The 15,648-nt window shown below is 59.4% G+C and carries 14 protein-coding genes; 10 read left to right on the plus strand and 4 right to left on the minus strand.

The features are described from left to right. Positions 1–44: 44 nt before the first annotated feature. The gene (locus ACP6KB_RS00385; protein WP_442111209.1) at positions 45–335 is read right to left on the minus strand and encodes a DUF2782 domain-containing protein; all 291 of its coding nucleotides are present in this window, start codon (positions 333–335) and stop codon (positions 45–47) included. A gap of 74 nt (positions 336–409) precedes the next feature. On the opposite strand from ACP6KB_RS00385, the gene polA reads away from it, so the two are divergent. Next, complete coding sequence (gene polA, locus ACP6KB_RS00390) at positions 410–3,172, plus strand: DNA polymerase I (RefSeq protein WP_442111211.1); 2,763 nt, start codon at positions 410–412, stop codon at positions 3,170–3,172. 301 nt (positions 3,173–3,473) lie between these two features. Here polA and yihA read toward each other — a convergent pair whose 3' ends face one another. After that, positions 3,474–4,106 (minus strand): ribosome biogenesis GTP-binding protein YihA/YsxC, encoded by a 633-nt coding sequence (yihA, locus tag ACP6KB_RS00395; RefSeq protein WP_133213423.1) that lies wholly within the window; start codon positions 4,104–4,106, stop codon positions 3,474–3,476. A gap of 192 nt (positions 4,107–4,298) precedes the next feature. Between yihA and ACP6KB_RS00400 the strand changes: the two genes are divergently transcribed. The 7 genes from ACP6KB_RS00400 (at position 4,299) to ACP6KB_RS00430 (ending at position 11,457) form a co-directional block, all read left to right on the plus strand. After that, a complete protein-coding gene (locus ACP6KB_RS00400) occupies positions 4,299–4,601 on the plus strand; it encodes a c-type cytochrome (RefSeq protein WP_442111213.1) in 303 nt (100 codons plus the stop codon). Positions 4,602–4,634: 33 nt separating this feature from the next. Next, positions 4,635–5,252, plus strand: coding sequence for a c-type cytochrome (locus ACP6KB_RS00405; protein ID WP_442111215.1), 618 nt, complete (start codon positions 4,635–4,637; stop codon positions 5,250–5,252). 167 nt (positions 5,253–5,419) lie between these two features. Beyond that, positions 5,420–6,049, plus strand: coding sequence for a thiol:disulfide interchange protein DsbA (gene dsbA / locus ACP6KB_RS00410; protein ID WP_442111217.1), 630 nt, complete (start codon positions 5,420–5,422; stop codon positions 6,047–6,049). A gap of 12 nt (positions 6,050–6,061) precedes the next feature. After that, on the plus strand, positions 6,062–6,916 hold the full coding sequence (locus ACP6KB_RS00415; RefSeq protein WP_442111219.1) for an endonuclease/exonuclease/phosphatase family protein: 855 nt from the start codon (positions 6,062–6,064) through the stop codon (positions 6,914–6,916). Positions 6,917–6,944: 28 nt separating this feature from the next. After that, on the plus strand, positions 6,945–8,924 hold the full coding sequence (locus ACP6KB_RS00420; protein ID WP_442111221.1) for a diguanylate cyclase: 1,980 nt from the start codon (positions 6,945–6,947) through the stop codon (positions 8,922–8,924). Positions 8,925–8,985: 61 nt separating this feature from the next. Further along, positions 8,986–9,759, plus strand: a complete 774-nt coding sequence (locus ACP6KB_RS00425) for an N-acetylmuramoyl-L-alanine amidase (protein WP_442111223.1) — start codon at positions 8,986–8,988, stop codon at positions 9,757–9,759. Between the two features lie 78 nt (positions 9,760–9,837). After that, positions 9,838–11,457, plus strand: coding sequence for an EAL domain-containing protein (locus ACP6KB_RS00430; protein WP_442111225.1), 1,620 nt, complete (start codon positions 9,838–9,840; stop codon positions 11,455–11,457). Between the two features lies 1 nt (position 11,458). Here ACP6KB_RS00430 and ACP6KB_RS00435 read toward each other — a convergent pair whose 3' ends face one another. Then, positions 11,459–13,249 carry a KinB sensor domain-containing domain gene (locus ACP6KB_RS00435; protein ID WP_442111226.1) on the minus strand — a complete coding sequence of 597 codons (1,791 nt, stop codon included), beginning with the start codon at positions 13,247–13,249 and terminating at the stop codon, positions 11,459–11,461. Next, positions 13,246–14,592 (minus strand): sigma-54-dependent response regulator transcription factor AlgB, encoded by a 1,347-nt coding sequence (algB, locus tag ACP6KB_RS00440; RefSeq protein WP_442111228.1) that lies wholly within the window; start codon positions 14,590–14,592, stop codon positions 13,246–13,248. Before algB ends, ACP6KB_RS00435 begins: the two co-directional genes overlap by 4 nt. A 356-nt stretch (positions 14,593–14,948) precedes the next feature. On the opposite strand from algB, the gene ACP6KB_RS00445 reads away from it, so the two are divergent. Further along, positions 14,949–15,221, plus strand: a complete 273-nt coding sequence (locus ACP6KB_RS00445; RefSeq protein ID WP_442111230.1) for a hypothetical protein — start codon at positions 14,949–14,951, stop codon at positions 15,219–15,221. Positions 15,222–15,264: 43 nt separating this feature from the next. Further along, entirely contained in the window at positions 15,265–15,429 is a 165-nt protein-coding gene (locus ACP6KB_RS00450) for a DUF1328 domain-containing protein (protein WP_197875236.1), read from the plus strand. Positions 15,430–15,648: the final 219 nt, after the last annotated feature.

A 15,648-nucleotide genomic window follows, 5' to 3' on the forward strand; every position in this document is an offset into this window, starting at 1 on the left:
GGCACTTCTGCAGGGAAGTGCCAGGTTGATGTAAAGGGTACGGCTTACTTCCACTCGAAGATTTTCCACGAGGGGATCAGCATGTCGGGTTGGTCGGAGCGAACGAAGTTCGCGTCCGTGCCGTCAGCACGTACCAGGAAATAAGGTTTGCCGCCTTTCGGGGTGACCTTGATTGCATACAGGAAACCATTCTGACGGTATTCCTGAATGGTTTTGTCGCCTTCCGTGCGAATGGTTACTTCCGGGTCAGCCGATGGCGCGTCATCCGCAGCCAGGGCGACAACCGGCGCGACTGCAAACAGGCTGAGCAGCAACAGGCGATTTAGTGTACGCATGATAACCTTGTCCCTTTGTCGTCAATGTTCCGGACATTCTAGCGCCGGGCCCGTCGAAAAGGTTGATTCTGCTCATGAGCCAAGCCCCCCTCGTCCTGGTGGACGGTTCCTCATACCTCTACCGCGCCTTTCACGCGCTGCCGCCGCTGACCACGTCCAAAGGCATGCCGACCGGTGCGGTCAAAGGCGTGCTGAACATGCTCAAGAGCCTGCGCAGGCAGTACCCTGACAGCTTGTTTGCAGTGGTGTTCGACGCCAAAGGCGGCACGTTCCGCGACGAAATGTACGCCGAGTACAAAGCCAACCGACCGAGCATGCCGGATGATCTGCGCGTGCAGATCGAACCGCTGCATGCCAGTGTCCGTGCCTTGGGCTACCCGTTGTTGTGCGTCGAAGGCGTGGAAGCCGACGATGTGATCGGTACCTTGGCACGCAGCAGCGCCGCAGCGGGTCGTCCGGTGATTATCTCCACCGGTGACAAGGACATGGCGCAGCTGGTGGACGGCCACATTACGCTGGTCAACACCATGACCGGTAGCGTTCTCGATGTGCCTGGCGTACACGAGAAATTCGGTGTCGGTCCTGAGCACATCATCGATTTTCTCGCCTTGATGGGCGACAAAGTCGACAACATTCCCGGCGTGCCGGGCGTCGGCGAGAAAACTGCAGTGGGTTTGCTCACCGGTATCGGTGGCGGCCTGCGCGACCTCTACGAAAACCTCGACAAGGTCCCAGGCCTAGCCATTCGCGGTGCGAAAACCCTGCCCGCCAAGCTGGAAGAACACCGTGACGCGGCGTTCCTGTCCTATGAACTGGCGACCATCAAAGTTGATGTGCCGCTGGACGTTGAAGTGGATGCCCTGGTGTGCTGCGAGCCAGACCGCGAGGCGCTGCTCGAGCTGTACACCGAGATGGAATTCAAGAGCTGGATCGACGAGGTGCAACGCGACGCCAAGCGCGCCGGCCAGGAGATCGTTGCCGAGGCGCCTGAAGAAGTAGTCGAGGCGAAATACGAAACCATCCTCGATCAGGCCCGCTTCGATGTCTGGTTGGAAAAACTGCGCAACGCGCCGCTGTTCGCCTTTGACACCGAAACCACCGGCCTGGATGCGCAGCAGGCGCAGCTGGTAGGGCTGTCGTTTGCGGTGCAGGCACATGAAGCAGCGTATGTGCCGTTGGCCCACAGCTACATGGGCGCCCCTGAGCAACTGGACCGCGATCGCGTGTTGCTGGCGCTCAAGCCACTGCTGGAAGACCCGAAAAAGCTCAAGGTCGGACAGAACGCCAAGTACGACATGAACATCCTGGCCAATTGCGCCATCGGTGGTGATATCACTCAGGGCATCCAGATGCAGGGCGTGGCCTACGACACCATGCTTGAGTCTTATGTGCTCGACTCAACGGCCACCCGCCACGACATGGACAGCCTGGCGCTCAAGTACCTGAATCACACCACCATCGGTTTTACCGACATCGCCGGCAAAGGCGCCAAGCAGCTGACCTTCGACCAGATCAATCTGGAGCAGGCCGGGCCGTACGCCGCTGAAGACGCCGATGTCACCCTGCGCCTGCACCAGGCGTTGCAGCAGAAGCTGGCGAAGACACCAAGCGTGTTGCCGGTGCTCACCGATATCGAAATGCCGCTGGTGCCGGTACTGGCGAAAATCGAGCGCCAAGGCGCGCTGGTCGACGCCAACCTGCTGGGTATCCAGAGTGTCGAGCTGGGCGAGAAGCTGGTGCAGCTGGAGCGCGAAGCGTTCGAAATTGCCGGTGAGGAGTTCAATCTCGGCTCACCCAAGCAGTTGGGGGTGATCCTGTACGACAAGCTGGGTATGCCGGTGCTCAACAAAACCGCCAAGGGCCAGGCGTCGACCGCCGAAGCGGTGCTCGCCGAACTGGCCGAGATGGACTTCCCGCTGCCCAAGGTGCTCATGCAGTACCGCTCGCTGAGCAAGCTCAAAAGCACCTACACCGACCGTTTGCCGGAGCAGATCAACCCGCGCACCGGGCGGATCCATACCTCCTACCAGCAGGCGGTGGCGGCTACTGGCCGCTTGTCGTCCAGCGATCCGAACTTGCAGAACATTCCGATCCGCACCGCCGAAGGGCGCCGCATCCGTCAGGCGTTCATCGCCGCACCAGGTTACAAACTGCTGGCAGCGGACTACTCGCAGATCGAGCTGCGAATCATGGCGCACTTGGCTAAAGACGAGGGCTTGCTGCATGCCTTCCGCAATGACCTGGACGTGCACCGGGCTACCGCTGCCGAGGTATTTGGCGTCGATCTGGCCGAGGTCACCACGGACCAGCGGCGCAGTGCCAAGGCGATCAACTTCGGCTTGATCTATGGCATGAGTGCGTTTGGTCTGGCCAAGCAGATTGGCGTTGATCGTAAGCAGTCACAGGCCTACATCGATCGTTATTTCGCCCGCTATCCCGGCGTTCTGGCGTACATGGAGCGCACCCGTGCGCAGGCCGCCGAGCAAGGTTTTGTCGAGACCCTGTTCGGTCGCCGCCTGTACCTGCCGGAGATCAACGCGAAAAACCCCGCCTTGCGTAAAGGCGCCGAACGTACGGCGATCAACGCGCCGATGCAGGGTACTGCAGCCGATATCATCAAACGGGCAATGGTCGCTGTGGATAACTGGCTGACTGACTCGGGGATCGATGCCCGGGTGATCCTGCAGGTACACGACGAACTGGTGCTGGAGGTACGCGAAGACCTGGTTGAGCAGGTTCGCGAACAAATTCGTCCGCATATGAGCAACGCGGCAACACTCGATGTCCCGCTGCTGGTTGAGGTAGGAACAGGGGCAAACTGGGACGAAGCGCACTAAAAATGCGGCTAAATGCGCGGAAAAGCTGCGGCATATCGTCGCGGCTTTTTTGCCGCAAAAGGCATTGGTAGTAAAAAAATGCGGCGCTATCGCAAATAGTTGCAAACGCTTCGGAACTAAACCGGTGAACCACGACTCAGAGTAACTGAATGGCTGGTGAAGCCCTTCGATGCTCCTATGTTGTGTTAAGTGTTGGCAGATATCTGGACCCCGCCCTAGCGGTCCGGAACTTGAACCCCGAACTTCCCCCTCCCCATACGAAGTCCGGGGTTTTTTTTGCCCGGCGTTTGCCGGGCAGCCCTTATTCTGCGGGCTTGTCAGCCAGTTCCATCCAGTTCGCCAATACGCCGTAGGCTTCTTCCAGGCCCTGGCGCTTGGGCGCCGAGAACAACTGGATAGTGACCGCATCGCCCCAGCCTTTGCGGATTTCCGACTGCACCTTGAGTAGGGTGTTTTTCGCCGCACCAAAGGTCAATTTGTCGGCTTTTGTCAGCAAGATGTGCATCGGCATGCCCGCAGCCTGCGACCAGTCGAGCATCATTTTGTCGAAGTCGGTCATCGGATGGCGCACGTCCATCATCAAGATCAAACCCTTCAGACACTCACGGCTGCCCAGGTAGGCCTCAAGGTGTTTTTGCCAGTGTTGCTTGAGTGGAATCGGTACTTTTGCATAACCGTAGCCTGGCAAGTCGACCAAACGCCGTTCATCGTCCAGACTGAAGAAATTCAGCAGCTGGGTACGCCCTGGGGTTTTCGAGGTGCGGGCCAGGCTGGCGTGGGTCAAGGTGTTCAGCGCGCTGGACTTGCCGGCGTTGGAGCGGCCAGCGAAGGCCACTTCATAGCCCTGGTCGTCCGGGCACTGGTCGACCTTGGCAGCGCTGAGGGCGAATTTGGCCTGTTGGCAGAGACCGAGGATGGGGTTTTTGACTTGCATGGTTTATCCGGTTGGGCGTTGCGCGAGGGGGTCTCGGCAAGCGGTGTCGTTTCCGTTTCAGTAACGGGAGTATATAATGCCCCAGTTTTTGTGTGCGCATTATCCCGGCGTAGGAGGATGTGCACGAGGGCGGTTGATTCAAGCTTGCGCAGTAGAACGCAGTGCAACCCCCAACCCTGAAAGGTCGTTCGTATGACGAAATGGCTGCTTGCTGCAGGTGTCTTGATACCGTTGTTCAGCGCTCAGGCTACACAGGATCCCCAGGCAGTGTACAAGCGAGCATGTGCCGCTTGCCATGCCGGACAGCTACCGCAGGCACCGCAACCAGGTGACCAGGCAGCTTGGGAGCCACGGCTGGCGCAGGGGATGGAGACGCTGGTGAAGCATGTCACCCAGGGTTTTAAGGCTATGCCGCCGCGTGGATTGTGCATGGACTGCAGTGCCGAGGACTACCAGGCGATCATCCAGTGGATGAGCCGGAGTCCCGATACATAACTCTTTCACCCTTAGCCGTAGTTGGATTAGCTGATGAACAAACTACTCGTGAGTCTGCTGTTGACCTTGGGCGTCACTGGTGCAGCCAATGCCGCAGAGCCTATCAAAGGGGATGCCGCTGCTGGTCAGGCCAAAACTGCTGTATGTGGCGCCTGTCACAATCCGGACGGCAACAGCCTGGCGCCGAACTTCCCGAAACTTGCAGGCCAGGGTGAGAAGTACCTGGAAAAACAATTGCACGACATCAAGTCGGGCAAGCGCACCGTGCTGGAAATGACCGGCATGCTCGCCAACTTCAACGACCAGGACATGGCTGACATCGCCGCTTATTTCTCCAGCCAGAAAGGCAGCGTGGGTGCCGCCGATCCGAAGCTGGTCGAGCGTGGTCGTGCCCTGTTCAACGGCGGTGATGTCGAAAAAGGCCTGCCTGCCTGCACCGGCTGCCATTCGCCAAACGGCGCGGGCCTCGCATTGGCCGGCTTCCCACACCTGAGTGGCCAGCACTCGCAATACGTTGCCAAGCAACTGACCGACTTCCGCGAGGGCAACCGCACCAACGACGGCGATGCCACCACCATGCGTACCATCGCGTCGAAGCTCAGCAACAAGGACATCGAAGCGCTGTCCAGCTACATCCAGGGTCTGCACTGATCCGCGTTTTAACGCTGGGTTAATACTGCAGCGCAAAGATGAAAAGGGTGGCCGAGGCCGCCCTTTTTTGTGCCCGCTGCCGTTACACTAACGAACTCGGGCCCGCTTCGACCTGTCTTACTGCAGGTCGTGTCGAGGCGACCAAATAGATTGCTCAGGAGTGAAGCATGCGTAATTTGATTCTCAGCGCCACGCTGGTCGCCGCCAGCGTATTCGGTATGACTGCCCAGGCTGCAGAGCCTGTAGCAGGTAAGGAGTATGTCGAGCTGAGCAACGCGGTACCGGTGTCGGTGCCCGGCAAAATCGAAGTGGTTGAGCTGTTCTGGTATGGCTGCCCACACTGCTACAGCTTCGAGCCAGTGGTTAATCCTTGGGCTGCGCAGTTGCCTGCCGACGTCAATTTCAAACGCGTTCCTGCCATGTTTGGCGGTCCATGGGATGCCCATGGTCAGATGTTCCTGACCCTCGAAGCCATGGGCGTCGAGCACAAGGTCCATGCTGCGGTGTTCGAAGCCATTCAGGTGCAGCGCAAAAAGCTGACCGACCCTGAAGAAATGGCCGAGTTCCTCGCGACCCAAGGCGTCGACAAGGACAAGTTCCTGGCCACCTTCAACTCCTTTGCCATCAAAGGTCAGGTGCAGAAAGCCAAAGAACTGGCGAAAAAATACGAAATCACCGGCGTTCCTAGCATGGTCGTCAACGGCAAATACCGCTTTGACCTCGGTACCGCCCAAGGCCCGCAAGGTGTCCTGAATGTTGCCGACTTCCTGGTCGAAAAGGAGCGCGGCGCCAAGTAAGCGTCGCCCACCATGCGCCGTTGGAGAGCTGAGCGAAGCGTTGGCCTGCACGATCCGCGGGTCAACGAACATCACCTGCAGGCTAATGGCCTGCCAGAGGATGGGCGCCTGCGCCTGCTCAGTTTCAACATCCAGGTGGGGATCAACACTGAGCGTTACCGGCACTACCTGACCAAGAGCTGGCAGCATTTGCTGCCGCACACAGGGCGTGCCGGTAACCTGCAGAAGATCGGCGACCTGCTTGGCGACTTCGACCTGGTAGCCCTGCAGGAAGCCGATGGCGGCAGCCTGCGCTCCGGCTACATCAATCAGGTCGAGCATCTGGCGCAACTCGGTGCCTTTCCTTATTGGTACCAGCAGCTCAATCGCAACCTCGGGCGTCTAGCCCAGCACAGCAACGGCGTGCTTAGCCGGCTCAAACCTCAATTGATCGAAGACCATCCCCTGCCCGGCCCAGCTGGACGCGGGGCAATCCTGGTGCGTTTCGGCGAGGGTGAAGACGCCCTGGTGGTGGTCATGATGCACCTGGCACTGGGTGCCAAGACCCGTGTCCGGCAGTTGGCCTACATCCGCGAGCTGATTGGCGGTTATCGTCATCAGGTGTTGATGGGCGACATGAACACCCATGCCAACGACCTGTTGGAACACTCTCCCCTGCGTGATCTGGGGCTGGTTGCGCCGCAAGTGCAAGCGACCTTCCCGAGTTGGCGCCCGCAGCGCTGCCTTGATCATATTTTGCTCAGCCCAAGCCTGACCCTGGAGCGGGTCGAGGTGTTGGCGCAACCCATTTCCGATCATCTTCCGGTCGCGGTTGAGATTCGTTTGCCTGATGCCCTCGCTGTGGATACGCTGCCCGCTTTGAGCTAATTGCCATCACCCCTCTGCGGACCCAGGCATGACCGACGAAGCCCAGCGCTGGAAAGAAAAGTACCTCAAGAGTATCGAACAGCAAGAGAAGCTCGAGCGCCGTTGGGATGCCCGCCTCGACTTGCTGCGCCGTGGTCTGGTGCGTAGCACCCTGGCTGCCGAAGGCAGTGACCGGGCGGTGGATCAGTGCATGAAGGAGATGCGTGAAGTCATCCGCACCGACAACATGGACGCCGCCCTGGCAGGGCTGATCCCGCGCCTGGAAAAGGCTGTTCTCGACTCCGAGCAGCGCCGGGAAACCCGGATTGGCCAGGTCAGCACGGCGTTGAATGCACTGGTCAGCCAGTTGCAAACCCTGCCCCTGCCCAGTGACGTCAGCCGGCCTCTGAAGAAGTTCGCCAAGCAGGTTGAGGCCCGCGCCAGCCAATCACGCGAAGTACCTTTGCTGCTGGGGGAACTGAGCACCCTGCAGGGGCAGGCACTGTCGGCGCTTGAACGCCCTGAAGAAGCCCAGCGTCCCGGCTTTTTGCAGCGCCTGTTCGGTAATCGTGAAGCCGAGGCGCAAGCGCTACAACCCGCCATGGCCGGGGCAGGAGCGATTGCGTCCGAGGCCTTTGAGGCGCCTGTAGCGGTGCCGCAGGTCCGTGAAGCTGAAGCGCCTCAAGCGCAAACACCGGGCGATGTTGACGAACTGCAGCCGCTGGAGGCCAGCGCTGAGGACGTTGCTCAAGCCGTAGAGCAAGTAGCGGTTGCGCAGGAAATGCCTGAAGAGCCGGTGCCTGAGGTCGGCGTTCTCGACGATCCAGCGCCTGTGCTTGAAGCACAAGCGCCAGCACCCATCGACCAGCCCGAAGCCGAGCAACTGGAGCAAGTGCAGGACGAATCAGAGCCCGTCGAGACTGAAGTCGCGCAAACACTGGCAGAAGATCCTCACTACGCCCTGCCCGACGGTACTGAACCCACCTACAGTTCGGTCGCCGCGCACATTGAGGAGACCTTGCTGGGCCTGCTGGATGACCTGACCTTACCTGAGCGCTACAAGGCCCAGGCCGAGTCCCTGCGTGCACGTCTGGAGCATGGCCTGAACTGGTATGAGCTGTTGCCGGTGCTGGATGACCTGGCGGTGTTGATGTTGGCGATCAACGACAGCGGCCAGCACGAGTTCGAGGCTTACCTGCAGCAACTCAACGAGCGCCTGGAGTCGTTTCAGAGCCACTTGCACGAAGCCAGTGAAGGCCATGCCGACAATACATCGGCGGCTCGTGATCTGGACAACCAGCTGCGTGAGCAGGTCGATGGCCTGCAAAGCAGCGTGCAGGGCGCAGCTGATCTGGATAGCCTCAAGCACATCCTGGAAAACCGCCTCGAAGGTTTGCTCGGTACCATGGACGAGCATCAGCACAAACGTGACCAGCGCGAACAAGACATGGCAAACCGCCTGCAGGGCCTGGCCGAGCGCGTCGCCAGCATGGAACAGGAGGCCATGGGCTATCGCGAGCATCTGGAGGAGCAGCGGCAAAAAGCCCTGATCGACCCCCTCACCGGTTTACCGAACCGGGCTGCCTGGTCTGAGCGCGTGGATCAGGAAGTGTTGGAGTGGCAAGAAAACGGTGGCCATCTGCTGATGGCGATACTCGACCTTGATCATTTCAAGCGTATCAATGACAGCTACGGGCACCAGGCGGGCGACAAAGTACTGAAGATTGTTGCCAGCGTGCTGCGCAAACGCCTGCGCAGCCGTGATTTCATTGCCCGTTTTGGCGGTGAAGAGTTTGTCTTGTTGATCCCGCAGACGGCCATGGCCGCGGGCTGCCAGTTAGCGGAAAGTCTGCGCGCAGCCATCGAGGCGTGTCCGTTCCACTTCAAAGGTGAGCGGGTGACGATTACCCTGTCGATTGGGATCAGTGCGTTTCGCAGTGGTGAGCGTAGTGAGGTCGTACTCAAGCGTGCTGATGAAGCACTGTATCGGGCGAAACATCTCGGTAGAAATAGAGTAGAACAGGGCTGAGTGGCGCCCGCGAGGATACGTTATGCTATTGCATTACAAGTCATCACATGTGCCCTTTTTCATGAAAGCCATACTCACTGCGCTCCTGCTGCTAACCCTGGCAGGTTGCAGCAGCGGCTTGCGGATTGACCGCAGCCACACGTCGGTCAACCAGGACGGCCGTATCCAGTTCGTCGTTTTGCACTACACCAACGCCTCACTGGAGCGTTCCCTCAAGCTGCTGACCCATGGCGAAGTCAGCAGCCATTACCTGATCGGCGATTCACCGGCCACCGTTTATCAGTTGGTCGATGAAAGTCGCCGCGCCTGGCACGCCGGCGATAGCCAATGGGATGGCCGAACCTGGCTCAACTCCAGCTCGATTGGCATCGAGATCGTCAACCCAGGCTTTACCGATACCCCGACCGGGCGGGTCTGGCATCCGTACACCGAAGCGCAGATCGAAGCATTGATTGCTTTGCTCAAGGACATCGTCAAACGTAATAACATCCAGCCTCGCTACATCATCGGGCACAGCGACATTGCCCCCTCGCGCAAGCTCGACCCGGGCCCACTGTTCCCCTGGAAGCGCCTGGCCGATGCCGGTTTAGGCGTCTGGCCGGATGCACGGGCGGTGGCGCAGCAGCAGGCGCGCTTCAACGTCAATCCGCCGAGCATCACCTGGTATCAGCAGCAACTGAAGCGCTTCGGTTATGCCATTGAGCAGACTGGGGTCTACGACGTCAGCACCAAACATGTGCTGGCCGCGTTCCAGATGCGCTTCCGTCCACAGCGTTTTGATGGCGTGGCGGATGCGCAAACTGCAGCCATGCTGCAGGTGCTCAACAGCCGTTAAGGCACGGCGCCGCCAAACGGGCAGGCTGACTTGACCGGCAGTTGCTATACCTCTTGGTATTCAACTGGATGCTTCTTGATGTCAGCTGCCCTCTCCGTGCTGCGCCACTTGCTGTATCGCCCCTGGTTACTGGCCACACTTGCGGCTGCGGCCAGCGCAGTGCTGTTGCTGGTTGCCAGCATCGGTGTCGCGATGCACCAGATGCAGCAAAGTGAAAGCGAGCAGATGAACGCCAAGGGCGAGCGCTTTCTCGAGCGTCTGGAGCAGATTTTCGGGCAGTTGCGTGAGGGCGTTGATGAGCTTCAGGCTCAGCCGTTGCGCGGCTGTGATGGGGCGATGCTGAACATCCTGCAGCAGATTGGCTTCAGATACCGCTTCGTCTATGAGGCTGCCTATGTGGATGGCACGGTTGCCTGCTCCAACCGCATTGGCGAGCGCACTATCAATCCGTTACGGGCCCCGGATATCCAGGGACCGACGTACAGTTACTGGCTCAATACCACCAGCGAACCGGATGACAACATTGCCGCGCTGATGCTGGGCCGCGGCAAATTCCTGGTAGCGACCTCTCGCGGCCATTTGACCGATGTGGTCGACTTGCCCCCGGACGGCAGTTTGCTGGTGGTGCTGGACAACGGTGAGCGTGCAGTGCCGGTGCTGGGGCCGCCGCAGGCCTGGCCGCCTTCGGCCAATTGGCCACCGAAATCCATGGACGCCCTGCTCGAATTGCCCGACCAGTTGATTTACCGCATGCCGACCAAGTCGCCCGACTACCAATTGGTATTGATCGCCCCGCGCGCCAGCCTGCCGTTGAAGATGAATGGCGTGCTCTGGTTGTTGTTTCCCGGCAGCCTGGTACTGGCATGGTGCATCGGTTGGTTGGTGTTGCAATTGGTGCGTCAGCGCCGCTCGATGAGTTCCGAGTTGCAGGGGGCGTTACGCCGTGGGGAATTGCAGGTGCTGTACCAGCCAATTTTTGAGCTCAACAGTCGCCGCTGTGTGGGGGCTGAAGCCTTGGTACGCTGGCGTCGGCCTGATGGCACCCTGACTAGCCCGGATCTGTTTATTCCGTTGGCGGAAAATACCGGCCAGATCCGCCAGATCACCGATTTTGTTCTGCAGCGTGTGCTTGAACAGTTGGGGCAGTTGCTGCGCTCCAACAAGCACCTTTATATCTCGGTCAACCTGGCGGCCTGTGATGTGATGGTTCCAAGGATTGGCCGGGTGGCGGCACGGTTACTGGCCTTGCACCATGTCGCGGCCAGTCAGATCGCATTCGAAGTCACCGAGCGTGGCCTGATCGACGTGGTGGTTGCCCGCGACAACCTGCAAGCGCTGCGCGAAGTAGGCCACCAAGTGTTGATCGATGACTTCGGCACCGGTTATTGCAGCCTGGCCTACCTGCAAACCCTGCCTGTGGACTGCCTGAAAATCGACAAGGCCTTCATCGACGCGCTGGGGCACGATGCCGCCAGCAGCGGTGTGGCACCGCATATCATCCGTATGGCCCACGCCCTGCAGCTGCGGGTGATTGCCGAAGGTGTCGAGTACGAGGACCAGGCCATGCTGCTTAACAGCGAAGGGGTGAATTACGGCCAGGGTTGGCTTTTTGCCCATCCGCTGAGTGCTCGCCAATTCGTCGAGCTGGTTACCCGTGGTCGGCGTACCGTCTCACGACGGATCGATGATGAAGCCTGATTCAGACAGGTAGGGCCATGTAGAACTGGGTGCCTTGGCCTGGACGAGAGTAAACGCCCATGCGCCCGCCATGTAGTTGCACGATTTCCTTGCACAGCGCCAAGCCCAATCCCGCGCCGCCCTTCTTGCGCCCGACCTGCACGAACGGTTCGAAGATCCGCCCCTGTTGGCTGTAAGCAATGCCTTCGCCGCTGTCTTCAATACTTATGATCACCCGCTCGGCATGACGTCTGGCATGCAGGCGAATGCTGCCGGCCACCGGAGTGTGGCGCACGGCATTGTCCAGCAGGTTGTCCATGACGCGGTCCAGTTGCACGCTGTCGGCCTGGATATGCGGTAGTGGCGCTGCCAGCTCCACCTGTAGCTCGATCTGCTTGTCACCCGCTGGGCCGGCAAAACGTTCACAGGCCCTGGCGAGTAATTCATCGATCGCACAGGGCATCAGCTCGAGTTTTTGCTGGCCGCTCTGGTAGCGGGAGAAGTTCAGCAGGTCGTTGATCAATTGGGTCAGGCGTTGCATCTCTTCGCCGATGGTTTCGAGCAGGTCAGCCTCTCGCCCTTGTGGGGGGAAGCTCAGGCGCTCGCGTAGCAGTCCGAAGGCCATGTGCATGCCGGTTACCGGCGTGCGCAATTCATGGGAAGCACGCAGGACAAACTCACTGCGCACCCGCTCGAACGCACGCTGTTCGGTGACGTCGCGCAGTACCATGACCGCACCGAGAATCTGCCCGTCGGGATGACACACCGGGGTCAGCCTGTAGGCCAGCAGGCGAGGTTCCTCTTCAACATCAAAGCTCAGGTCGTCCGGTACCCGCTCAAGGTTGGCGCCGCGCAGCACCAGGCGCAGTTGCTCATCCAGCTCCGGCCGTTGCAGCGCTTCACCCAGGCCCTTGCCCAGGTGGCTGTCATTCCAGCTCAGTTGCCGTTGGGCAACAGGGTTGATGTGCTCCAGGTGGCCCTGGTGGTCGATTATCAGCAGGCCATCATCGATGCTGTCGAGCACGGCTTGCAGGCGCTGCTTGCCGGCAAGCAGTTCGTCGATGTTGGTTGCCTGATGTTTGCTCAGGGCTTCGGCCATCAAGCCAAAGCGCCGGGTCAGCTGGTTCATCTCAATGGACTGGGACACCGGTAAGGTGACTTTGAAATCACCCTGACCTATTTGATCGGCTGCTTTAGCCAGTGCTTCGATCGGCTGACCAAAGCGGCGGGCAATGCCATGGGCAGTGACAAAACCAAGGATCAGCACGCTCAAGCCCACCAGGCCAAGCAAGCTGGAAATCAACAACGCCCGATCGTAGGTGACCTGCTCACTGTGGTTGATGTGATCAACTGCGCGTTTATGGGCGTCGAGCAGATCGTTGCGCAGCAAGCCGAAGGCTTTGCCCAGTGGTTGTTCGCTGCCCAGGCCTTGAGCTGGCACTGCCGTGTTCTGGAATGCCTGCAGGTAGCGTTGGAAGTGATTGTTGGTGTCGGCAAAGTTTTTCCCGGCATCACCACGCTGTTCCTGTTGGATACCTTCGTTGAGCAGGTGCTGGAACTGGGTCTGCAGACGCGCGATCGCGTTTCGGTCCACCGATTCGGTAAGCATCAGTGTCAGTTGCTCGCCGAGGTTTTGCCGTAGTTTCAGGCCAAGGTCCAGGGTTGCCGTATTCTCCCGGATCAGCGCCTGCTGCGAGCTGGCCATCTGCAGCACGCTGACCAACCCCAGCAATAAACCCAGCAAGGCGACGGTGATCAGCGCCGAAATACTGAGAAAAAGCCGCGTACGCAGCTTCATCATCGCCCATTTCATAGGTTGTACTGCTTGCGTTTGCGATACAGGGTGGAGGCATCGATGCCCAGTGTTTTCGCTGCCTGGTCGAGGGTCTCACTGGTGGCCAGCACCGCTTCGATGTGGGCGCGCTCCAGTTCATCAAGGCTCAGTGCTGCACCGATGCGCGGAGCATTGGTGGTGGCCTGTTCACCCATGCCCAGGTGGCTGAGTTCAACGCGCTCCTGAGGGCAGATAATGCTGGCGCGCTCCACCACGTTGCGTAGTTCACGAATGTTCCCCGGCCAGCGGTAATTGAGCAAAGCGGCTTTTGCCTCGTCGCTGAAACCACGGGCAGGCCGCGCATATTCTTTGACGAAGCGGGCCAGGAAGCGGTCGGCTAGGGTCTGGATGTCTTCGCTGCGCTCACGCAGGGGTGGCAGGTGCAAGGTGATGACATTCAGGCGATACAGCAAGTCTTCACGGAAGCGTCCGTCGCGGACCATGTCTTCAAGGATGAGGTTGGTGGCGGCCAGAATGCGAACATCGGCCAGTCGCGTTACTGGGTCACCGACCCGCTCGTACTCTTTATCCTGGATAAAGCGCAGTAACTTGGGCTGAAGTGTCAGGGGGAAATCGCCGATCTCGTCGAGGAACAACGTGCCGCCATCGGCCTGGTTGACTCGGCCCAAGGTGCTTTCACTGGCGCCGGTAAAGGCACCGCGGCTATGGCCGAACAGTTCGCTTTCCATGAGTTCGGCGGTAAGCGAGGGGCAGTTGATGGTGACGCAGGCCTTGCGCGCGCGCTTGCTCCAACCGTGAATGGCCCTGGCCAGTTCACCCTTACCAGTGCCCGACTCGCCGAGGATCAGGATATTGGCATCGGTGCTGGCCACCTGGCGTGCAGTTTCCAGCACCGCCATCATCGCCGGGCTGTGCGAGTCCAGGCCGTCCTTGGGTTTTTTTACTTCGCCTTCCAGTGCTTCCAGGCGGGCAGAGAGTTGGCGTATTTCCAGCTGTTTGGCTGCTGCCAGGCGCAGTTGGTCGGGACTGCAGGGTTTCACCAGATAGTCGGCGGCCCCCGCCTGAATCGCATCAACTGCCGTATCGACGGCCGAGTGAGCGGTAACGATGACGATGCGCATCCACGGCGCTTGAATGCGCATCTGCGCCAGCACATCCAGGCCGTTGTCTTCACCCAGGCGCAGGTCGAGGAAACACAAGTCGAAGACCTGACGCTGCAGCAGGGTTTCGGCCTGAGCGGCACTGTTGGCAGTCGCTACGCTGTAGCCTTCATCTTCCAGGCAGTAACGGAAGGTGCGCAGGATGGCTGATTCGTCGTCGACCAACAGGATACGGCCTTGATGTTCCTGGGTTGACTCCATTTCCTACGCTCCTTTTAAGAATGTTCTCTATTAGTGCCGGAGAAATCGGGCAAGTTGCATGCTTTTTTCTGATTTATTGCATTCTCTGCATGGTAGCCGTTGGCCTACGACATATCTAACCCGGCAAAAGGCTGCGATCGGCGCCTTTAAAAGGCCTTTGCTGTACGGCGGTCGGGATGAGCGTGTCATGCAAATCGCACGACCCTACAGCAGGCATCGTGCAGGATACGTACTGCAAGCACGCATGCTCGTCGTTATCTCTTTGATTTTGTTAGTTATTTATTTTTGCGAAAGTCTGGCATGCACAGTGCAACATCCCCTGCAGACACCAATGAATGCGGCAGGAGGAATTCAGCATGATCAGGCACCCCGCCACCCTTGCGCAGGTTTCCCCACTTCAGCTGCGCCAGGGACTGATCCTTAGCCTGGCCTTGCTGCTGACGCTCATTGCCGGTCAGCTCTTCCACAACTGGCAGCACACTCAGGCGGTTCGAGAGGTATCTGAGCGCGCGGCCCTGCTGGGCAAGGCATCCCACTCGGCTCCCAGGGCGGTGATGCAGTCGCGGCCTGCAGCGGTCAGCAGCACGTCTGATGAGGTCACCACCGCGCAGCAACGCTGGGTGTTCTGAGGCCAGTAGAAGGTTTCTTCCAAGAACGGTAAGGAGAATCACCATGTTAAGTTGGGCTATCACCTTTCTGATTATTGCGATCATTGCCGCTGTGCTGGGCTTCGGTGGTATTGCCGGCGCAGCTACCGGTATCGCGAAGATCCTTTTCATCATCTTCCTGGTGCTGTTCGTGGCGTCCTTCTTCTTCGGTCGTCGCGGCAGAGGCTGAACGTGAACAGGTACTGGGTGCGACTGGACACCCATGTACATATATAGAAGCTGAACCTTTTTTCATTTCAGGCTTCTATGTTGTGCCCGCCTGAGGAAGGCCGGCACATGACCAGGGGGCCGGGCTGCTCTGATTGTTGCAGGATCGGAGGGGCCTAGGGGTACAAGGAGTGCCTCCGATGAGGGCCGGGTCGGGTGAAGCGGTCACGGAAGTTTCAGG

Source organism: Pseudomonas sp. NUPR-001 (genome assembly GCF_052147955.1).
GTDB lineage: Bacteria > Pseudomonadota > Gammaproteobacteria > Pseudomonadales > Pseudomonadaceae > Aquipseudomonas.